Source organism: Paenibacillus sp. GCM10027630 (genome assembly GCF_042676305.1).
Taxonomy (GTDB): domain Bacteria; phylum Bacillota; class Bacilli; order Paenibacillales; family NBRC-103111; genus Paenibacillus_S.
Genome location: NZ_JBHTGY010000015.1, coordinates 179,505 through 200,085, shown reverse-complemented (window position 1 = coordinate 200,085; position 20,581 = coordinate 179,505). Strand labels below are relative to the sequence as shown.

Below are 20,581 nucleotides of genomic sequence, written 5' to 3'. Positions count from 1 at the left end.
TTCGATTCATTTGCTTTTTAATCCCTGGCATGGTAAGATGTAATTAATCAAAAAACGTGAGACCTGAATTCACATATTGTTAAGGGTTATCATTAGAACGATGGAACCTTTTGCAATGTGTGAATTTTTATTTTGAAAATAAAAGGATCATGTTAATTTAATTTTGGAGGTATTTACAATGCAAACAGGAACAGTGAAATGGTTTAACGCAGAAAAAGGATTTGGTTTTATCGAAGTTGAAGGCGGAAATGACGTATTCGTACATTTCAGCGCAATCACTGGCGAAGGCTTCAAATCCTTGGACGAAGGTCAACGCGTTCAATTCAACGTGGTTCAAGGCAACCGCGGACCTCAAGCTGAGAACGTTGTAAAACTGTAATATTACAGTAGAAACCGACTGCCCTTAACATGCGTTGAGGGCAGTTTTTTCTTTTTTGGTTGTGCAATCAAAAGGGAGGCTAACCATGTACTATCGAAGAAAATCGTTAGAGGATCTTCCGGAGGAGAATACTGCCATTTGGTCATGCTCGAAAGAAGGTTGCAACGGATGGATGCGGGATAACTTTGCATTCGAATACGTGCCTACTTGTCATCAATGTAATTCCTTGATGGAGAGCAGCGTGAAGATGCTTCCGCTTCTTGTCAACACAAACCGCGATTTGAAATCGATTAAGAAAGGCGTGCAGATTCTGTAGCCGCTGACCTGATAACCGCTTGTTCCAGTATTAGACGGAAAGCGGTTTTGTTGTATGTTAGGGGCTCCCCGCAAAGTATCTGATCAACTTCGAAGCAAAACCCCACTTTGTGGGGATATTTTGTACGCAAAAAAGGAGCTGCCCCTGAAAGTTTCTAGGAGGGGAGCTCCGATACTTCATTAACTCGTCGTTGCCGGTAAATGAGCAAGGATCGAATGTTTAATACGTGCTTTGGTTTCATCCAAATCGAGGTTTTCGAACACATGCTCACAGTCTTTACGGTAAGAGACCTCTTCAATATAATGGTCCATATAGTGCCTGATGATTTCATCAGATACAGCCTTGGCTTGCAGTCTTTCCTGGATCAATTGTTTGTTAACATAAATGAATAGTCGAATAGCTTTATCTCCGAATTCATACTTTAGTTTGTTGGCTCCAGATCGATTAACAATTACGTAGATAACCGGGCTCGCTTTCAACGCTGCTGTGATATCTGCTTTTTTAATGCCATAGAAATGATTATCGAGCTCGACCGTCTGTATGAACTCCCCACGAATATCGGCTTCAATAAATTCCTTCCTGGAAGTAAAGTAATAATCTTTCCCATGTGTTTCTCTGGGGCGAGGATCTCTTGTAGTATGGGATATCACGAACTGGAAGCCTAATTCTTTGCCGATCTGGTGGGCAATTGTTTTTCTGCCGGAACCGCTGGTGCCTACAAATACAAAAATGGTACCGTTTTCAAAATTTCCGTTCATGAGAACCCCTCCTAGTTTTAAATGTGAAGAGTAACTCTAGTACTAACTCTATTATAGATCAAATAGTCAGAAAATTAAATCTATTTATTTGGCTAAAAAGTATGTTATGGACAAAATAGCAGTAGTTGACTAGTATGGAGTATGAGATCCATTGCGGTGAATTGGCCCTACATAGCAGTACAAAACCTATTTGACAGGAGAGATAATCAATGTCCCAAGATTGTATTTACTGCGCTCAGGATGAGAGACAAGAAAAGATTATGATTGAAATTGGCAGGCTAAGAGTTTCTACGTTGTTTTTATTTAGGGAGCAAACCTACAGGGGGCGCTGTATCGTAGCATTAAATGATCACCAAACTGAATTTTTCCACCTGTCCCAGGACAAACAGGACGCCTATATGCGGGATGTTGCACAAGTTGCGAAAGCGATTGAACAGGCATTCTCGCCGGACAAAATCAACTATGGTGCATTTGGTGATACGATGCCGCATGTGCATTTTCACATAGTTCCTAAATATAAAGATGGAGCGGCATGGGGCAAGATGTTTGAGATGAGCCCTGCGGATAATAAGCAGCTTACTGATGCAGAATATGAAGAAGTTATTAGCAAAATTAAGCAGCACTTATAAGATTTAGAGGCAGGGCTTGATTTAGACATTAGTTTGGCTAAGGAGGATCGAGAAGACATGACTTATACAGCAAACAGTCAAAGATATGAGGAAATGAAGTTCCGTCATTGCGGCCGCAGCGGATTGAAGCTTCCGGCCATATCGTTGGGATTGTGGCATAACTTCGGTGGTGTGGATGTGTTTGAGAACGGCAGAGCGATGGTGCGCCGGGCCTTCGATTTGGGAATAACTCATTTCGACTTGGCCAATAACTACGGACCCCCTCCTGGAAGTGCTGAGGAGATGTTTGGCAAAATTATTCAGGATGATTTCGCTCCATACCGGGATGAAATTATTATATCTTCCAAAGCGGGATATTACATGTGGCCAGGACCCTACGGGGAATGGGGCTCCAAGAAATATCTGATCTCTAGCTTGGATCAAAGTCTTAAGCGGATGAAGCTCGATTATGTTGATATTTTCTATCATCACCGTCCTGATCCGAATACACCACTCGAAGAAACCATGGGAGCGCTGGACTTGGTAGTTCGTCAAGGGAAAGCGCTCTATGTGGGACTCTCTAACTACAGTGCAGAGCAGACTAAAGATGCCGTCCGTATCTTGAAGCAGCTGGGGACACCTTGCTTGATCCATCAACCAAGATATTCGATGCTCGATAGATGGGTTGAGAATGGCCTGTTGGATGTGCTGGACGAGGAAGGCGTGGGAAGTATTGCTTTCTCTCCGCTTGCCAAAGGCATGCTGACCGACCGTTATTTACACGGAATTCCAAAGGATTCCAGGGCTGGAGGACAGAGCGTATTCTTGAAGCCGGAGGATTTAACCGACGAAGTTATGGCGAAAATCCGCAGCTTAACTGATATAGCTGAGAAACGTGGTCAAAAGCTTTCGCAGATGGCTTTAGCTTGGGTCCTGCGTGGCGGTAGAGTGACTTCCGCATTAATTGGAGCCAGCAGAGTGAGCCAGATTGAAGATGCAGTCGCCGCAATTAGCGGGCTTGACTTTAGCGCAGAGGAATTAGCTTCTATCGAGGCTATTCTGAAGAAATAATAGCCTATTAATATTCTATCGAAATCGCAGGAGAGCCAATGGTAATCCGCTGCTGCTGCGTAATCGAATTTCGGTGAACCGCCACTTGGAGGTTCATCTTTTCTTTGTCTCCCTCTGCTGTGGAATGGCTTATTTTGGGGGAGTAATAAGAAATACTGAGGCTTCCGGCATCCTCATACCTAGTAACCTTTTGAGCTTGCAGTTGTTTGGCGAATGAGGGCTCCAGCGATGCTTCTTGTTCCTTGATTGACGAGCTTATGACTGCAGAGCCTTGAATCATGATATTCCAGTTAGGCTTAATCCCGATAGCTGTAAGTTTTTCCGTTAATTGCTTTTGAACCTTCATGATGGGAACCGTATCCTGCGGGCGGCTCGTTTCTGCACTTATTATGAGTTCGGTGGATCCGTTGGGGAAGCCAATAAATAGAAGAGTTGTTTCGATTCCTTCCAAATCGGTAGTTTTAGCCTGATAGAGTAGATGATCCCGTTCCTCAATGATCTCGCTGCTGACAGGAATATTTAGTTGTGTGCTAACCTTTCGGCCAATTTGAGCAAAGCTTTCTTTATTAGTGAATGATTGGTAACTGTCTGTATGCTTGATGATCACTTTTCTATCGGAGGAGGCGATAATTTGCTTGGATAAAGGAAGCAAGCGTTCGAGATCTTGATTAGCTGCATCCGCGTGTATAGTCCATAGACTTACAGCTGTTCCTATTGCAAGTAAGATGAGTAGACTGTATTTGGTCATCCGATTCATAGTAATTATCCCCCGGTTTCAAATCTATCAATCTACTAATAAGCATTGACAGAAGCGGCCGGAAGTATACTTACGGTTTGTACGAAAAAAAAAGCACTAGCCGCCTGCGGTTAGTGCTTTTTCCAGTCGAGCGGATTCGCTCAACTATGACAAACGCGCTCGTCCTGGAGAGGACGGCGCAGCCGTTTATCCTTGTATGGTCGCAGCCCGAAAGCTGCGGCATTTTAATGGGTTTTGTGATGATTGAAAAGTAAGGGAAGCATCTTTGTATCCTTGACCATCTCGGAATGACATATAGGACATAGCGGACTTTTCTCAAGTGAGAAGTTTTCACGCATCCAGCATGAGCATCCTTCTTTACTGCACATCCAAACGGATGTCTGTTCTTCCTGAACCGGTTCCATGGTTTTCTTAGAAAAATACAAGATGAACCCTCCTTCGGTTTGTGCGGTGCGAATTCCATTGTAAGGATTTTTAGCGATGGTCAAGAGCAAGATAGCGGATGAAACGTTCCTTAAAAGGGACGTTCTCGTTTATCGAGGTAAAGCGGAGCCCTTTATATATACGTTACTTGTCACTGAAAAAGAACTGCCCGGACGAGCAGTTCTCTCCCTCTGATGAAACCTTACAGTTTCACAACGTTTTCAGCTTGTGGTCCGCGATTGCCTTGAACAACGTTAAATTGTACGCGTTGTCCTTCTTCAAGGGATTTGTATCCGTCCCCTGTAATTGCGCTAAAGTGTACGAATACATCTTTGCCGCCTTCAACTTCAATAAAACCGAAACCCTTTTCTGCATTAAACCATTTCACTGTACCTGTTTCCATCTTCTTAAAAACCTCCAATAGCTTTTACTCATTTTTATATGCATGAACAAAAAATTCACACATTAGAAAGATTACCCCAAAAATCGAATTGATAACCCTTTCTAATATGTGAATTCAAATACGAATGTGTATAACGTAATGATACCACATTTTACAAGTTATCACAACAAATTAACATTTGACTTGGCTTAATTTTACCTGTAATGTTAAGCGATTAAAGGAGGCCGCTAATGCCGACAGAAAACTACAAATTGAACGTATTTGATCCTAAATTAGAGCCTTTTTTAACGGAATTATATAGACAACATCGTGAGCGGGCAGCAAGTATCGATTGGAGCTATCATGAGTTTATCCCGTGGGAATTGGGACGCAGTTTTATAGATGAGCCATGGGCCCCGGAGCAGCGGAAACTCCCCTTATCCATTTATACCGCAGTAGAAACCTCCCTTCTGACAGAAGTCAACCTTCCCTTCTTTTACCACCATTTAGCCGTCACCTTTAAAGGCTCTTTGCAGGTTTTGCAGGATTTTGTCCATACCTGGGTTTCGGAAGAGGACCAGCATTCGTCTTTGCTGGAAACTTACTTGATTATTACACGAAATGCAGATCCTCATGAGCTTCACCGTCTCCGTAAAGGAGTTGTGGAAGCAGGGTTTGTGCCTGATTTTGACACCGCAATGGAAACGATGGTTTATACCGCGATCCAGGAGCTGGCTACGATGGTGTTTTACAATAATGTAGCAAAAGCAGCTACTCCGTATGATCCACGGCTGGCCAAACTTCTTAGAAGAATTGCGAAGGATGAAACGCTGCATTTTGCTTTTTATCGCGACGCTGTAAAGGGGTATCTCGGGGTAGATCATAACTTCGTTTATTATATACATAAGGCGATGACGAGTTTTGCTATGCCTGGCAAAGAGATGCCACAGTTCAAAGAGCGGATGGAAATGATATCAAAAGAGGCTAATTATGGGCCTGTATCTTATTTTAACCAAGTCTTCGATTATTTAATTCAATTCTGGGCGATTGAAAAGCTTCAGCCAAGCCGCAGTGAGTCAGAGGCAGCCAAGCAGGATCTGCTTATCTATCACAGCAAGCTGAAAAGGATCAGCGAGCGATTGGCAATTAAAGGTGCAAGTTAGTTAATGTCAGTGGAATGGAAAAGGACGACCGCGTGGCCGTCCCAGGAATCAAAGGGAGGCAGCCGCAATTCCTATTCAACGGCTTTCTCTGTTTTTTTGTGATCCGTTAGCTGAATTCGGCCTAGAAATGGGGTTAGCAGAGCACCTAATATGACGAAGACCAAGGCGATCTGAAAGACGCTGTGAAGAGAATCCACTAATGAAATTTTTAGAATAGGTACGATCTTCTGAACAATGGCTTGCGGTAATTCTGCCAATGAAGCTGGGTTGAGCAGCAACGAGTAGAGGCCTTGCGGATCGGAGTGAATCATCGAAGTCATTTTGTCGGCAAAGCCGCGCGCTTCGGCTGGCAATTGCTGCAGTACCGGAACAAGCTTGTCGCTCAGCTCATGATCAGATCGGTAATTCATAACGGTCCCAAGGATAGTCATGCCGAACGTCCCGCCGATTTGCCGAAAAAACTGGCTGGAAGACGTTACGACGCCGAGCTCGGTTTTGGGAAAGCTTTCTTGAAGCGCTAAAGTAAGAATTGGCATAACAAGCCCAATACCTAACCCTATAACCATCATATAAGAGGATGCAGTCAGTTTAGTCGTATTCATGCTTAATGTACCCAAAAGAACAAAGCCCGCTGCCATTATGATCATACCCAACGTCATTTGGAAACGAACGCCTATCTTTTGTACAATCTGACCGCCTATTACGCTGGCTATAATCATGGTAACCATCATAGGCGTCATGACGGTTCCGGAAGCCGATGCACTAATACCAACGATCCCTTGCATAAACAACGGAACAAACATGATCGCTCCGAACATCCCGACAGCCATTAGAAATCCAATGCCGTTGATGATGGAGAAGGTACGGTTTTTGAATAAACGCATAGGTAAGATCGCTTCGCTAGCTCTGGATTCAATGCGAATGAAAGCAATTATAGAAATTATGGAAACCCCTATCATGCCAAGGATTTGCCAAGAGCCCCAAGCGTACTGCTTGCCTCCGAAGGTTAGAGCTAACAGCAAGGGCACCACACCCAGGATCATGGTAATCATCCCGCTGAAGTCGAAACGGATCGGGCCCGTTGCCCGTATGCTTTTTAAACCAAGGGCAATAAAAACAACGGCTAGAAGCCCTACCGGAAGATTAATATAAAACACCCACCGCCAATTAAGTGAGTCTACAATCCAACCTCCCACCTGAGGTCCAATGACGGAAGCTAAACCGTAGATTGCCCCAAAAACCCCTTGCCATTTCGCACGCTGTTTACCGGTAAATAAGTCACCTATAATAATCATGGCCATTGGCATCATAATTCCGCCCCCCACACCCTGAAGGGTACGGTACCAAATTAACTGTGTTATGGTTTGGGACATACCGCAAAGCGCTGAGGCCAGCATAAATACTATAAGTCCGGTCATATAGACCACTCTTCGTCCTAATAAATCGGCCAGCTTACCTGCAATAGGAACTACCGTGGTTGAACTTAGCATGTAGGCGGTCGTTAGCCAAGCCATGACGCTCAATCCACCCAATTCTCCAACAATCCGCGGCATGGCGGTACCTACGATGGTCCCGTCTAACGCTGCGAATAGCATGGCAATAATTAAACCTGTGATCAACAGTCCACGCTTCGTTTCAGATCCTTTTGAGACGGCTTCAGAGCCTTGTGAAATTTCCATAGCTAATTTCCTCCTGTCAGTACTTGTAGCGTTTCCTTATAAGAAGTAGAAGATGCAATGTAAGAGATTACGGATTATTTTGGCAGAGGGGACTGCAGATAATGAATGGAAAAGCCTGTCTTCTCTGATGTATGAATGTCTGATAAGATGAAGGAAATGGTAGTATACGTTGTTTTTAACCGATTTTACCCACATTCTAACTTTAGAGGAGTTATATGAATAGCGAAAGATTGAGCGGAATGATCACAGCTGAGGATGAAAAACAGTGGGATGGACAAGGCTATGCTAATGGTTGGGAGCACTACGCAGATGAATTGCGGCTTCTTGATTATAGGCTTCAAAGGCTGTATTACAGCAGAAAAAAGCGCATGGATGCTTGGAGAGATGATCCGTATCAGGGGATGTTCGTGTCGGAGGAGGAATTCCTGGGCTTAATAGCAGGGATGGAAAATGATTGGGCAAACGATCCTGAGGCAGCGGCGTTGCTGGAGCAGCTGGAAGATTTGGAGAGGGCGATTGCACACAGAATAGCTGTTAGCGTTAACGCTGGCGTTAATTTGCCGCTTCAAACGGTTGCACACACATTTGGACTGCGTGCACAGGAGCGGGACTTCTTAATGGTTGCGTTGGCGGTTGAACTGGATCGTAAGTATGAACGGGTTTTCGGGTTTCTGCAAGATGATTTGACCTGCAAGCATCCCAATGCCGGTTTACTGATTCAGTTATATTGTCGAAATGCCGCAGACATGCTTGAAGTAAGGGACGCGCTTGCGATGTCGAGCCCATTGTCGAAATATTTTCTGTATAAGGATGAGGCGGATACTGCGAAATCATTCCTCTCCCAGCCGATTGTGCTTAATCGGCGGATGGTGCGCTTATTGCTTGACGGCATCGCCTCTGAGCCGTCAGACTCCGTTAAGCGCGTAACGCAGCGTTTCAACAGCGGCAGCCCGTTAGAGCCTCTACGCGTTGATGAGGCGCTTCAGGAGCAGCTTCAGACGTTCGTGCGCGGCATGTACACGCCTGAGAGGGCAACGCGCAAGCGGCTTGCGTTCCACATCTGGGGCCCGTCGGGCTCCGGGAAGACGCTGCACGCGAAGCATTGCTGCCATGCCTTTGGCAAATCGGCGCTAATAGCCGATGTGGCCGGCATGCTGCTTGCGGAGCGGCCGTTTGCGGAGCTGCTCGATGATGTGCTGCGTGAAGCTATCCTGCAGCAGGCAGTGCTTTGCTTCACGCATATGGAAGCACTGTTTCCGGAGGAGCCGGATGCGGCTGCCCGGCATAAGCTGCGCTCGTTTTTGCACAGCTTGAATAGCTATGGCGGGCTTCTTTTCCTGCTCGCTGACAAACAGATTAAGCTTTCGGCGGATATGAAGGACCGCTGGGTGATTGATTTGGAGCTGAAGGTGCCTGAGACCGAGGAGCGTGAAGCTCTATGGAAGAGCTTCGCCGCTGAAGCCAGAATCTTCTCCGATTCTGTAGATTGGCGGGTGATCGGCGATAAGTTCCGGTTCACTGCGGGGCAAATTAAGCGGGCGATCTCGCTTGCGCAGAGCTTTACGGAATGGACCCGTGCAGGCAGGTTAGCTGCTGTGAATTCTGAGGCGTATAGCGACATTGATGAGCAGGCACTGTATAAGGCTTGCTTCATGCAGGTGCAGCACCGCTTGGAGAAGAAAGCTTCTCGTATCCAAGCGAAGTACACTTGGGAGGATGTAATACTGCCAGGGGAGCAAAAGGAGCAGCTCCGCAATGCGTGTAACCAAATGAAATACCGCAGTGTCGTTTACGGACAATGGGGGTTTGAGCGCAAGCTGGCTTATGGTAAAGGCCTAAGCATGCTGTTTGCCGGTCCTCCTGGGACGGGGAAGACGATGTCCGCACAGGTGGTGGCCCAAGAGCTGCAGCTGGAGCTCTACAAAATCGACTTGTCGCAAGTTATAAGCAAATATATTGGGGAAACGGAAAAAAATCTCCATGAAATATTTCATGAAGCCCGTCTTAGCAATGCCATACTGTTCTTCGATGAGACGGATGCCTTATTCGGTAAACGCTCTGAAGTCAAGGATTCTCACGATAAATATGCGAACATTGAAACGGCCTATTTGCTTCAAAAGATGGAGGAGTACGACGGCATATCGGTACTTGCCACCAACTTGTTGGGCAATATTGATGAAGCCTTCATTCGACGTATTAATTACATCATCAAGTTTCCATTCCCTGATGCGGATTATCGGGAGAAAATATGGCGTTCTATGTTTCCGAAGGAAGCGCCTATCGGGGATGATGTTGATTTCAAGCTGATAGCCAGTAAATTTTCCATTGCCGGTGGCGGTATTAAAAATATTGCAGTTTCAGCTGCTTTCTTGGCGGCTGATGCAGGAACACCGATTCTAATGAAGCATCTTCTTCTAGCAGTAAAACACGAGCTTTTGAAAACCGGAAAGCTAATGACCAGAGATGAGCTGGATTTTTTCTAAATAAACTTGGAATTTGAAACCTCTGAAATCAGGCTATGAAGGAGAAGACGCTGAAAAAGCATTCTCAGTTACAGATGTGTGTTTGGTAATAAATGCAGCAATTTCTTGCTCCCGAAGTGGCTTGCTAAGTAGAAAGCCTTGAACGATATCGCATTTCCATGTTTTGAGCAGATACAATTGATCGTAAGATTCTATGCCTTCCGCAACGGTTTGAATATCGAGATCTTGAACAAGTCGTATAATCGATTTGGTAATCCTCCCTTCATTATTTTTACCAATATCACGAATAAATGATTTATCCAGCTTCACCAGATGGAGCGGCAGCCGGTTCAAATAATGAAGTGAAGAATATCCGGTTCCAAAATCGTCCAAAGCGATACGTACACCGAGTTGTGTTAGCTCCATCAACCGAATGTTTGCAGCATCTATGGATGTAATAAGCATGCTTTCAGTAATTTCAAGCTCAAGTAGATGTGGCGGCAAGCCAGTTTCCGACAATATTTGTGAGACATGCTTAGGGAAATAACTATCGCTAAGCTGTAATGCGGATATGTTGACACTTATTACTGCGTCAGGAAAAGGGCTCATTAGCAATGCTTGATACGACTCGCAAGCGCGCCGCAGTACCCATAATCCGATGGGTAGAATAGTCCCGTTTTCTTCGGCAACAGGTATGAAATCCCCGGGAGAAACAGCACCTAGCTTGGGATGCTGCCAGCGAAGAAGCGCTTCGAAGCCACGAACTTTGCCCGTTTGTATATTAAATTGGGGTTGAAAGTGAAGCTCGAGCTCATTGTTCGATACAGCTTGCAGCAGTCCTTCTTCCAGCTTTGTACGGTAAATCTGCTTCTGCAGCAGATTTACGTCGTACATCATTACGGGTGGCTGTCCTTGTTCTTTGGTACAACGGAGAGCTATATCCGCATGATGTATAAGTACTTCGGCTGTCTCCACGTCCTTCTGCACAGCTATCCCTAAATTCACAGTAAGATGCATGGTACGATTTCGAACCGCGATGGGCTCGCATAATTTATTGCGGATCCTCGCAGCTTCTGCGAGGATGTGCTCGGAATCCCCCGACGTCGCAAGGCTGCATATGATTTCATTCTCTCGTAAATGAGTGATAAAACATTGGGGAATGAGGCTATTGATCCGTGTGCACACACTTTTTATCAGATCCTGACCGAAGGGATAGCTATGCTGGAAATTAATGATATGAATAATGCAAATGGCTGTTTTTTCAGAGTTGTTCATGTAGCTCTGGAGCTTTTCAGCCGATGTTCTGGTGTTGGACTTAGACATATCGCTAAAATTTCGCGCCAAGCTTGTAATGATTTGCAGCCAAGACATGGGGTTCAAACCTCCTGATCCGTAAAGGAACAATGATCGTATGATATTTTCTTCTTCAGATTATGGGTTGAAAGTATGAGCAAAGTTAAGTGATTTCTTTTTATGGAGTATTAATCTTTCAAATAATTAACGGACCGGGAGCCGGACATAAGAACAGCCTTGTCCGCCCTCTTGATAAGAGGAGAAGACAAGGCTGTTGAATGAATCGATGCATCTTAAGGCAATAGCTCGAATTTGTAGCCGACTCCCCAAACCGTTTTGATATGCTGGGGTTGTCTGGGGTTATACTCAATTTTCTTTCGAAGGTTCGTGATATGAACATCAATCGAGCGCTCATTCACATAGGAATCAATCCCGCGGATGGCATTGATTAATTCGTCGCGGCTAAATACTTTGCCAGGAAAGCTGTAAAATAGTTTCATAATCTCAAACTCGGAGAAAGTGATTTCGACGACCTCATCATTGACGATTAGTGCCCGGCGCTCCAAGTCAAGCTGCAGCCACTGCGCGTTGGAGCTTATTGTTGCCGTTGGGCTTGATGAAGCTGCTGCTATGAATGCCGGTGCAAATGCCGTCTGCGGTGAGGAACGCCTTAGCTGAGCGATGATTCTAGCTTTTAGCTCCTGCATGCTGAATGGCTTGCATAAGTAGTCATCAGCTCCAGAGGATAAGGCTTGAATTCGATCTGTGACCTTGGTTTTCATAGAAATAACCAGAATGGGAACATGAGTCTGATGGCGAAGCAGCTTGCATAGGTCAGCACCATCCATATCTGGAAGAATGAGATCCAGCAAAATCACATCAGGAACAAAGGTTTCCAAAGCATCGAAGCTCTCCTGCCCCGTCTCTACCCGCTGTACGTTGAAATTTTCTTCGCTCAAATAAAGCTTCAGCATTTCTCCAATAATTGTATCATCTTCTATAATTAACACTTTCTGCATGTTCAGACACCTCTTGAGTGCGGATTTGAGTATTCTATACAATGGTCTGAAACGCTAATATTTTGCTAATATTTACCGTGTCTATATACCTAAAAGTATTATATCGTGCAGATTTGAGTACGTCTATAAGCCATTTTGTTAGAATATTTGGAAAGTATTAGCAAACATTTGATAGCCAGGTTGTTAAGACTTGGAGAGAGCCCATCCTCGCAGTGCTTCGATGGATGTTTTCTTGTCGATACTTGAGAAAACCTCATGAAGTCGAATTTCTAATTCATTGCACAATGGAACAAAATGCAAGGAGTCTGCCTCGTCTATAGACAATTCCAGTGCACTGGCTGTGGCAAATACTTTTTTCATGCCAAGATTGCTGGCCGCTCCTCGTAGGGAGTGGGACAATCGTTTAGCTTCGATTAATTGCCCTTCGTTAATGTAGTGCAACAATTTGGAGGCAGTCTGGTCATGCTCCTTACGAAAAAGAGCCAGCAGCTTCACGATGATCTCTATCCTGCCATCCAATCTCCGGACCGCTTCCTGAATATCAATACCTTTCAACTCCGGCAAACTGTCGTAATTGGCTTCTATCGGAGCAGCCGAGGGAGAAGGCTGCTGTGGCAGCCATTCGGACAAAGCGGCTGCAAGCAAATCCAGCTCCAGCGGCTTGGTTAGAACGCCGTTCATGCCAACGCGGAGGCATTGCTCATGCTGAGCGTTCGTGACATCGGCTGTTAACGCAATAATCGGCGTATGCGCATACCGCTCATTCAGACGTATTTGTTCTGTTGTCGCTATCCCGTCCAGCTCAGGCATATGAATATCGGTCAAAATCAGATCAAAATTATGCACAGGCAGCAATTCGAGAGCTTCCAAGCCGTGACTGGCTACCGTAACGGAAACTCCTAGTGCTTCCAGCATGGCTATGGCCACTGTTTGGTTAATAGCCTGATCTTCTATGAGCAGAATATGGCCAGTGAGTGGTCTTAAGGGTCCGGGCAGCTTAGGTTGTACAGGACTTCCCTCTTTGTAACGGACCTGAAGGGCGGCGATTGAATGATACAGCTCCAAGCGGCTTACCGGTTTGACAAGAATAGCGTCAGGTCTTTGATTGTCCGGCAAACGCTGCAGCGCATCACGCCCTGCAAGGGTCGTATATATGATCGTGAGTGCCTCGCGACGATTAGCGGCCTGTTTCATCTGCAGCCATGTTTCCTCCCCATACATATCCCCGGCTTCCATATCCAACAGCAAGGCGTGAACAGGCGAAGGCTCCCATTCCAGACGGTTTAGCGCATGGGTCCAGCTAGCAGAGGACTCTGCTTGTAATGAGAGACTGCTGACCATCATGGAAAGACTTGTCCTAAGCTCTTGTGAGTCTTCTACGATGAGAACGCGAAAATCATCCTGATTTTTCGCAAGTGGGAATATATGTTTACGGCTCGGATTGGGACTAATGAATCGAATTGTAAAGGTGAAGCTGCTTCCGATACCCGGTTCACTCTCAATGGACAGGGTGCCTCCCATCATTTCAATCATATTTTTGGAAATGATTAATCCAAGCCCTGTCCCCCCGAATTTACGGCTTGTCGATTGGTCTGCCTGCATGAAAGGTTGAAGCAGCAGCTTCATTTGCTCGGGTGTCATGCCGATACCGGTGTCAGTAACCGAGAAACGAATTGCTGCCTCCCCATCTTTATGCTCAACAATTCTAATAAGCAGGGCAACGTGCCCGCTGTCCGTAAACTTGATCGCATTGCTAATCAGGTTTAATAAAATTTGCTCCAGGCGAAGTGTATCCCCGATTAGAACAGCCGGCATCTCGCCTTCTATTCGAATTATCATATCTATCGGCTTGTGGCCGAGCAGGACGCTTAACGTGCTGTTGAGCTTGCGAATCGATTCATCCAGCTGGAAGCTGGCTTTTTCCAAAGTAAGCTTATTCGCTTCAATCTTGGAGAAATCCAAAATGTCATTGATGACTTGCAGCAGCGTTTGGGCGGAGCTGGAAATTTTACTTTGATAATCCCGCTGTATATCAGTGAGCTTCGTTTGCTGCATCAAGTAAGAAAGCCCCGTAATACCGTTGAGCGGGGTTCTGATTTCATGGCTCATACTGGCAAGGAACATGCTTTTGGCTTGGTTGGCGCTATCTGCAGCTTCCTTGGCTTGAAGCAGTTCGGATTGGATATGCTTTTGCTCCATAATATCCCGCACGATAGTCGAAAAGAATACATCCCCGCCATCGGAAGGCTTGTGGGCTACAATAACCTGGGAGGTTATGATGCAGCCGCCGCTTTGGGTCACAAACTCCGTTTCGCCTTCCCAGTGTCCGAGCTTTTGGGCAATAACCAATCCCTCTGCAAGCTGAATCGACATCTCCGTTTGTAAATAATTGCCGATCAAGCGAGAATCCTCGTCCAAAATCTCGATTCCAAGAAGACGTTTACCGGCTGCATTGATGTAGAACATATTGCCTTTAAGATCAAAGGAGGCGATAAAATCCTGGGCTGCATCCAAAATATGCAAAAGCCGGTTGCTCGTTTCCGTCGCTTGAATAAATGGGCTCATGTCACGGGCAAGCATAACAAAACCTTTGAGCGATCCGTCGGGATGCGTCATGAGGCTCACATTCAGGGAAACAGGAAGGCGCGACCCATTGGATCGGATGAAGGTCCAGTCTTGATCCATCTCTATTTTACGCAGCGGCTTTGCGGCAAGCACTGAACAATCCGGCTCCACAGGTATACCCAAATCAACGGAGTAAGCGGCAGCTCGTTCTCTTAATTGAACCGGATCATGCCAGAGCAGAGGGGTCTCCTGCTGGACCACCTCACGCGCTCGATAACCGAGCATTTTCTCTGCCGTAGCATTTAAGGAAATTACCTGAAACTCCTTGTCCAAAACAATCATAGCCAATTGATTCGTCTCTACAAAGGATTCGAACGGTTCGAATAAATCTCGTAAGTTTTGAGTCATTTCGTTAACAGACAGGGACAGCAGGCCGAGTTCATCTCTGCTTTTGGTTTCTATGGCGGCCACGGACAGATTTCCTCCGGCTACGGCCTCCGTTACAATCAGCAGCTCGTGAATTCGCCTGATGATCATATAGTTGAAAACATAATAAATTAAGCTTGCCAGAACAAGCTCCATCAAGGCGATTAGCCCGACCGTTGAGAAGAACAGGGATTCAAGAGGCTTATTCAAGCTGGATTGCGGGATGTTGAGCAATAGATACCAAGGGGAATTAGCCACCTTAGAATAAAATAACAGCAAGGGTATTCCTTCGAAACTAATGGTCTGGAAGCCTGACCCCTTATCGATGATTTCTTTATATGCCGGACCCAGCTCTGGGAAGTCCCGAAGGTAGTTCCTTTTCAACACAAGCTCCTTATTTCCACTGTACAGTACAGTTGAGTCCGTATGCATCAAGGTAACTCTGTCTTTCAGGTTAGGATCATCCGTTTTCAACTGCTCGCTAAACACATTCTGAGCATCCAGAACAATCTCCATTAAACAGATCATATTGCCAGAGTCATCCCACACAGGTAAAAGAATAGTAAAGATGTATTCATGTGTAGTCTTTCGGAAAAAGGGATCGGAAATTTTCCCTTGCCCGTTGCGGGCAATTTGAAAATTAATGTCGCCGGCTATATTAACGGTATCCCCATTCGTTAAATTCAGGTTGCCTTGTAAGTCGGAAATACCCGCTGAAAAATAAATATTATCGGAGTAGACGACTTCCTGACGAAGATAGTCGAGCTTTTCTTCAAGAGTGCCTTTTTTCATAATATTGGTGCGGCTAATAACTTTGGCTTCAGCATAGCGGAGGTTCAACCAATCGTTCAGTCGCTTGGAGCTATCCTGTACCGCTGTCAGGTTCTGCTGTTGAATGTATGAGATCATCTTTTCTTTCGCTAATGAATAATTCACCGCACCGACAATGCTCAGACAGATCGTAGTAATGGCCACTAGCAATAATACCCATTTGATACGCAAGGAGTTTGCCATTGTATCCCCCTAAGGTCAATTGTTTACAAATTGTTAGAGAAGTTCAACAAAACTAAATATATATATCGGAAAACTTTTAATGATTTCTTAGTATCATAAGGACAAATGAGGTTCTTAGATCATATGAACATGAGAATAGCCATGAAGGGGAAATGAAAAATGAAATGGACCGTAGGCAGAAAGCTGGTTATGTCTTATGTAATCATACTGGTAATTATGGGATTAGTGAGTGGGTTGAATTTAAAAAGTATGAACCAAATGCAAAAAAACACGAAGGAAATTTCTCAAGTCTGGTTAACGGGAATTGAAATTGCCAATCAGGTTAATTTTTCATTGGAGCATATTATGGTCCTCTATTATCAGATGATGGTCGAGCCGGATACGACGAAAAAAGCGGATATCAATAAGCAACTGGAAGATACTTTCAATTCTGTCGATAAAAAGCTGGAAGAATATAAGGACTCATTGGCCGATGCGGAGGATGAACGCAATGCAGCCCAATTAGCTCAAAAATGGAAAGCATTCAGAGAAGCAAATGCCCAATCCGGCAGCCAAGGCCAAGTTAAGGGAAATTCGAAGGCAAACGATCAAGTGTCTCGAACGTTCCAGGAAGTAAGGGAAGGCGTCGCGGTCATTATCAATTTTAACCACCAGGGAGCGACAAGAGCAGAGGAGGAAGGTCAAGCGGTTTATCGTAACAGCATCATACAGATTAGTGCAATGATTGTTATTGCGATCTTGTTTATTGTGCTCATTGCCTACGCAGTGACACGGATCATTTCCCGTCCGATTCTGAAGGTGGCTCAATCCCTGGAAATGATTTCTCATGGTAATTTGACGGCCGAAACTATACATATAAAATCCAAGGATGAAATCGGTATGTTAGTCGGTGCTGTGAACAGAGTATCGAGCTCGCTGAAGGATTCTGTCCTGCAAATGCAGGATGCTTCCAATCAGGTAGCGGCCTCGGCCCAGCAGTTGACCGCAAGCTCGGAGCAAAACTCCATGGCTGCCCAGCATGTTGCTGAATCCGTTCAAGAAGTAGCTTCCGGGTCGGAGAATCAAGCCTCAAGCGCCATGGAATGCAGCAGAGCTATGGATGAAATGGCCATAGGCATACAGCGGATTGCGGAGACAACATCGGAAGTGTCAGAGCTGTCGGATGAAGCTGCCCGTCATGCAGAACAAGGAACAACGGTTATGAGAACAGCTTCCTCGAAGATTCAAGCGGTTAGCTCTACGGTAGAGAAAGCAGGAGAAATTATTAAGAAGCTGGAAGATCACTCTCAGGACATTGGGCGGATATCCCAGCTCATCGGGGACATTGCCAATCAGACTAACCTGTTGTCTCTTAATGCAGCTATTGAAGCTGCGAGAGCCGGTGAGAACGGTAGAGGTTTCGCGGTGGTAGCTGATGAAATACGTAAGCTGGCGACACAGACGGCCGATTCCATTCAAGAAATCAATGGAGTCATCAATGGTATTCAACTTAATACGGCACAGGCAGTGGAGACTATGAACGAAGGGCTGTCGGAAGTGAATGGCGGCTTGCATGCAGTTGGTCGAGCGGAGGAAACCTTTGGATTGATAGTCAAATCAACCGAAGAGGTGTCTCGCAAAATTCAGGAGGCTGCGGCTGCAGCGCAGCAAATGTCAGCAAGCTCCGAGGAGGTGGCTGCAACTGTAACCAGTATGGGACAGATCGCGCAGCAAAGTGCCGGCTTGGCTCAGACCGTAGCTGCAACCACAGAAGAACAGCTGGCTTCTACACAAGAGATAACAGCGTCTGCCGGTATGCTGTCCGGCGTTTCTCTGGATCTGCAAAAGCTGATAATTAAGTTTCAAGTTTAAAACTAAGGTTTTGAACTTAGGGGGGGTGTCCCAAAAGTCATTTTGAGACAACCCCTCCACCATTTTATCCTGAATAGATGGTAGCAAAAGAGCCCTCAATTCCACTTTAATAGTTGAAGGCTTTTTTGCATATTCTTGTGTATTCTTAGTGATGAATAAGATGAGGTCGCTTTCCAGCGTGTACTCATCGCGGGTATCGGGTTCGTGGCTCGTGGTTCGGGGTTCGGTTACGGCATTGCATGGCAGTCTTGCTCACTCTGTGCAATTATCAGGAAAATGTCAAGTTAGTTACTCCGAAAATAGCGTTCCAAGTCTTATAGCTGGAATTCCTCCTGCTAATTCTACGTATTTTGGCTGATATCCACCATTTCACCTCTATTAGAGTTAGTTTTTCAGTTAGATTGATTTTAGGCGATATCCACGCTGGATTAGCGTTACAATTTCCATCTATTTTCTTTCCTTCCGCAGCGGCCCCGACAAATCATGGTCTCCTCTAGATTGAAAGCAGCCGCCCCATCACTTAAGTAACATCCAAAAAGCGGCCGGACTCATTTTTGGATTTTTGAACCCCCACTCTGATGGGAATTTCCCTACAAAAAAGACGCTTCCATTTCCGCTTACATGGTGGTTTTGGAGGCGTCTTTGTACATCCTTTGGGACTGATTCATTCACTGAACCCCTTTTGGGACAGCCTCTTTTTGTCGATTCGAAATGAATGGATCGCGTAGTTTGTTATATAATTCACAAAAACGGCAGTTTTCAACAAAGATAGGAAAATAGACTCATATAAATATATAGTCAACCCTTAAAATTACAACTATAATAGAAAAAGATCCATTTATACGACATACATAACGTGCTGTTAACATGATTCGTCAGCATATCGACAAGAAGAAGGTAGGAGTGATTACCTATAGGCGATTATACGGTTATTGCTGATGTTGGCGCATCTCTGCTGAAATTATTGCAAGAGCAAATGACGCCGGAGCCTATTCCTCAGCCTGAGCTAATAGGGATAGCTTCACCCGCCGATAAAGGAGATCTCTACCTTTCCTTATATTTGTATAACATCAAAGAAAGCGGCGACAATCGACAGACCCGAATGATAGCAAGGGGAACGGGAGAAATTCAATTCCCGCCTGAAACTGTGGATCTTTATTACCTGATAACAGCTTATTCGACAGCTGAACTGCAATCACGTGTCTTAGACGAACATAGAATTCTTGGCAGAGCTATACAAGTGTTGTACGACAACTCGATTTTACGCGGACCCGCACTCGTCGGATCATTGGCCGATCGGGGTGAGGAAGTGCGGATTGTTATGGATACACTCACTGGAGATACATTGACTCGTATGTGGAATTTCGGAGATGTCCCCTACCGGCTCTCAGTTGGTTATGTAGCTGGTCCGATTAATATTGATTCTACTCGGATAAAAACTACAAAACGGGTTACAGAACGTGATTTTCGAATTCAAGGATAGGAGGATTCGACTTGGAAAGTGTCAGAGTAACTAAGCTGAATACGAAGGTTTCGTTAGTAGTTTGTCTTCTGGATTCCTATACCTCGAGTTCTCCCCTTGGATTAAACGCATCTATTGTACTTGAAGGAACGCTATCCAAACCTGTCGTTACATCAAAAGGAACATACATATTTAATGATTTACAAGCAGGTGCCTATCGGCTGTGCGTGAACGCGCAGTATTATTTCGAAGAGTACCGTGATATAGAAGTGGGCCTTGAGAATACACTGGTTCATGTTACACTGTCGCCCCGTCCGTCATATCCTTTTAAGGAAAAGGATACTCTCTTGCGTGCGAGCGTTAGCAATGAACATGGTCAGCCGTATTCCAGGGCTCTTTTAGTTGCAGTGGTGCAATCGGATGACAGTGCTAGGGCGAGACTAGCTCAGGATAAGGCAGAGGCAGGTATGGACCAACTGACAGTCAGCTCGGTTACCGGCAAAATTGTTGTCGGAGACAGGTACCTTATTCGAAGCCGCAGTAGTACTCAAGTCGCGGAAGAGCTTTGCTTGGTTGAAGAGGTGCTGGAATATCAGCGCAGGATTAGGCTGGACCGGCCGTTGACCCATAGCTATGCAAGGGGGGCATTGCTGCTCCCTGTTGTTCAGACGCAGTCTGATGAGCGAGGCGAGGCGGTAATCGCTTTTGCCAACTGCAGAGCTAACCGTTTCGACATCAAGCTTGATATTATGCACAGCGGCCGCTCGCTTTCGAAGGAGGTGAACCTCGCAGAGGGCGGAACTACGCTTGCAGGTAAACTGCAATTCTAACTTCGATTAGCAGCTATAAGGCGGGAACTGATTACAGAAGCAGGCTTTTGGCTAGACAGGCTGTACATAACTTTGTTAGTAGATCGGATTCTTCCATCTTCTATAAACCACAAGCAGAAAGGA

At 45.4% G+C, this 20,581-nt stretch carries 17 protein-coding genes; 9 read left to right on the top strand and 8 right to left on the bottom strand.

Annotated features, from left to right (window positions below):
- Positions 1–178: 178 nt before the first annotated feature.
- The gene (locus tag ACFQ0C_RS08585) at positions 179–379 is read left to right on the top strand and encodes a cold-shock protein (RefSeq protein ID WP_171651867.1); all 201 of its coding nucleotides are present in this window, start codon (positions 179–181) and stop codon (positions 377–379) included.
- 85 nt (positions 380–464) lie between these two features.
- Positions 465–695: a cold-shock protein gene (locus ACFQ0C_RS08580; protein ID WP_258215323.1), complete on the top strand. Its 231-nt coding sequence runs from the start codon at positions 465–467 to the stop codon at positions 693–695.
- 179 nt (positions 696–874) lie between these two features.
- On the opposite strand, the gene ACFQ0C_RS08575 is transcribed toward ACFQ0C_RS08580, so the two are convergent.
- On the bottom strand, positions 875–1,453 hold the full coding sequence (locus ACFQ0C_RS08575) for a guanylate kinase (protein ID WP_258215324.1): 579 nt from the start codon (positions 1,451–1,453) through the stop codon (positions 875–877).
- 209 nt (positions 1,454–1,662) lie between these two features.
- Here ACFQ0C_RS08575 and ACFQ0C_RS08570 point away from each other — a divergent pair, with 209 nt between their 5' ends.
- Both ACFQ0C_RS08570 and mgrA read left to right on the top strand, forming a co-directional pair.
- On the top strand, positions 1,663–2,082 hold the full coding sequence (locus tag ACFQ0C_RS08570) for an HIT family protein (protein WP_379365826.1): 420 nt from the start codon (positions 1,663–1,665) through the stop codon (positions 2,080–2,082).
- A 57-nt stretch (positions 2,083–2,139) separates the two neighbouring features.
- On the top strand, positions 2,140–3,132 hold the full coding sequence (mgrA, locus tag ACFQ0C_RS08565; protein ID WP_379365824.1) for an L-glyceraldehyde 3-phosphate reductase: 993 nt from the start codon (positions 2,140–2,142) through the stop codon (positions 3,130–3,132).
- Between the two features lie 7 nt (positions 3,133–3,139).
- On the opposite strand, the gene ACFQ0C_RS08560 is transcribed toward mgrA, so the two are convergent.
- The 3 genes from ACFQ0C_RS08560 to cspD form a co-directional block, all read right to left on the bottom strand.
- Positions 3,140–3,889: a YwmB family TATA-box binding protein gene (locus ACFQ0C_RS08560; protein ID WP_379365822.1), complete on the bottom strand. Its 750-nt coding sequence runs from the start codon at positions 3,887–3,889 to the stop codon at positions 3,140–3,142.
- A 224-nt stretch (positions 3,890–4,113) separates the two neighbouring features.
- Positions 4,114–4,314 (bottom strand): cold-shock protein, encoded by a 201-nt coding sequence (locus tag ACFQ0C_RS08555; RefSeq protein WP_171651966.1) that lies wholly within the window; start codon positions 4,312–4,314, stop codon positions 4,114–4,116.
- Positions 4,315–4,514: 200 nt separating this feature from the next.
- The gene (cspD, locus tag ACFQ0C_RS08550; RefSeq protein WP_166152724.1) at positions 4,515–4,715 is read right to left on the bottom strand and encodes a cold-shock protein CspD; all 201 of its coding nucleotides are present in this window, start codon (positions 4,713–4,715) and stop codon (positions 4,515–4,517) included.
- A gap of 230 nt (positions 4,716–4,945) precedes the next feature.
- On the opposite strand from cspD, the gene ACFQ0C_RS08545 reads away from it, so the two are divergent.
- Positions 4,946–5,857, top strand: coding sequence for an acyl-ACP desaturase (locus ACFQ0C_RS08545; protein WP_258215328.1), 912 nt, complete (start codon positions 4,946–4,948; stop codon positions 5,855–5,857).
- Between the two features lie 71 nt (positions 5,858–5,928).
- On the opposite strand, the gene ACFQ0C_RS08540 is transcribed toward ACFQ0C_RS08545, so the two are convergent.
- The gene (locus tag ACFQ0C_RS08540) at positions 5,929–7,536 is read right to left on the bottom strand and encodes an MDR family MFS transporter (protein ID WP_379365818.1); all 1,608 of its coding nucleotides are present in this window, start codon (positions 7,534–7,536) and stop codon (positions 5,929–5,931) included.
- Between the two features lie 215 nt (positions 7,537–7,751).
- Here ACFQ0C_RS08540 and ACFQ0C_RS08535 point away from each other — a divergent pair, with 215 nt between their 5' ends.
- On the top strand, positions 7,752–10,019 hold the full coding sequence (locus ACFQ0C_RS08535; RefSeq protein WP_379365816.1) for an AAA family ATPase: 2,268 nt from the start codon (positions 7,752–7,754) through the stop codon (positions 10,017–10,019).
- A gap of 33 nt (positions 10,020–10,052) precedes the next feature.
- Here ACFQ0C_RS08535 and ACFQ0C_RS08530 read toward each other — a convergent pair whose 3' ends face one another.
- The 3 genes from ACFQ0C_RS08530 to ACFQ0C_RS08520 form a co-directional block, all read right to left on the bottom strand.
- Positions 10,053–11,369, bottom strand: coding sequence for a putative bifunctional diguanylate cyclase/phosphodiesterase (locus tag ACFQ0C_RS08530; protein WP_379365814.1), 1,317 nt, complete (start codon positions 11,367–11,369; stop codon positions 10,053–10,055).
- 215 nt (positions 11,370–11,584) lie between these two features.
- Positions 11,585–12,310 (bottom strand): response regulator transcription factor, encoded by a 726-nt coding sequence (locus tag ACFQ0C_RS08525; protein ID WP_258215332.1) that lies wholly within the window; start codon positions 12,308–12,310, stop codon positions 11,585–11,587.
- 183 nt (positions 12,311–12,493) lie between these two features.
- Positions 12,494–16,315, bottom strand: a complete 3,822-nt coding sequence (locus tag ACFQ0C_RS08520) for a response regulator (protein ID WP_379365811.1) — start codon at positions 16,313–16,315, stop codon at positions 12,494–12,496.
- Positions 16,316–16,474: 159 nt separating this feature from the next.
- On the opposite strand from ACFQ0C_RS08520, the gene ACFQ0C_RS08515 reads away from it, so the two are divergent.
- The 3 genes from ACFQ0C_RS08515 to ACFQ0C_RS08505 all read left to right on the top strand — a co-directional run bounded on the left by ACFQ0C_RS08515 (position 16,475) and on the right by ACFQ0C_RS08505 (position 20,458).
- Entirely contained in the window at positions 16,475–18,166 is a 1,692-nt protein-coding gene (locus ACFQ0C_RS08515) for a methyl-accepting chemotaxis protein (protein ID WP_258215334.1), read from the top strand.
- A 913-nt stretch (positions 18,167–19,079) separates the two neighbouring features.
- Complete coding sequence (locus ACFQ0C_RS08510; protein ID WP_379365993.1) at positions 19,080–19,649, top strand: Pvc16 family protein; 570 nt, start codon at positions 19,080–19,082, stop codon at positions 19,647–19,649.
- Between the two features lie 11 nt (positions 19,650–19,660).
- Positions 19,661–20,458, top strand: a complete 798-nt coding sequence (locus ACFQ0C_RS08505) for a hypothetical protein (RefSeq protein ID WP_379365808.1) — start codon at positions 19,661–19,663, stop codon at positions 20,456–20,458.
- The last annotated feature ends 123 nt before the right edge of the window (positions 20,459–20,581 follow it).

Coding starts and splice junctions, on each gene's coding strand:
- ACFQ0C_RS08575 (WP_258215324.1), bottom strand. CDS start 1,453: ATGAACGGAAATTTTGAAAACGGTACCATTTTTGTATTTGTAGGCACC.
- cspD (WP_166152724.1), bottom strand. CDS start 4,715: ATGGAAACAGGTACAGTGAAATGGTTTAATGCAGAAAAGGGTTTCGGT.
- ACFQ0C_RS08570 (WP_379365826.1), top strand. CDS start 1,663: ATGTCCCAAGATTGTATTTACTGCGCTCAGGATGAGAGACAAGAAAAG.
- ACFQ0C_RS08545 (WP_258215328.1), top strand. CDS start 4,946: ATGCCGACAGAAAACTACAAATTGAACGTATTTGATCCTAAATTAGAG.
- ACFQ0C_RS08535 (WP_379365816.1), top strand. CDS start 7,752: ATGAATAGCGAAAGATTGAGCGGAATGATCACAGCTGAGGATGAAAAA.
- ACFQ0C_RS08515 (WP_258215334.1), top strand. CDS start 16,475: ATGAAATGGACCGTAGGCAGAAAGCTGGTTATGTCTTATGTAATCATA.
- ACFQ0C_RS08540 (WP_379365818.1), bottom strand. CDS start 7,536: ATGGAAATTTCACAAGGCTCTGAAGCCGTCTCAAAAGGATCTGAAACG.
- mgrA (WP_379365824.1), top strand. CDS start 2,140: ATGACTTATACAGCAAACAGTCAAAGATATGAGGAAATGAAGTTCCGT.
- ACFQ0C_RS08520 (WP_379365811.1), bottom strand. CDS start 16,315: ATGGCAAACTCCTTGCGTATCAAATGGGTATTATTGCTAGTGGCCATT.
- ACFQ0C_RS08525 (WP_258215332.1), bottom strand. CDS start 12,310: ATGCAGAAAGTGTTAATTATAGAAGATGATACAATTATTGGAGAAATG.
- ACFQ0C_RS08560 (WP_379365822.1), bottom strand. CDS start 3,889: ATGAATCGGATGACCAAATACAGTCTACTCATCTTACTTGCAATAGGA.
- ACFQ0C_RS08580 (WP_258215323.1), top strand. CDS start 465: ATGTACTATCGAAGAAAATCGTTAGAGGATCTTCCGGAGGAGAATACT.
- ACFQ0C_RS08530 (WP_379365814.1), bottom strand. CDS start 11,369: ATGTCTTGGCTGCAAATCATTACAAGCTTGGCGCGAAATTTTAGCGAT.
- ACFQ0C_RS08585 (WP_171651867.1), top strand. CDS start 179: ATGCAAACAGGAACAGTGAAATGGTTTAACGCAGAAAAAGGATTTGGT.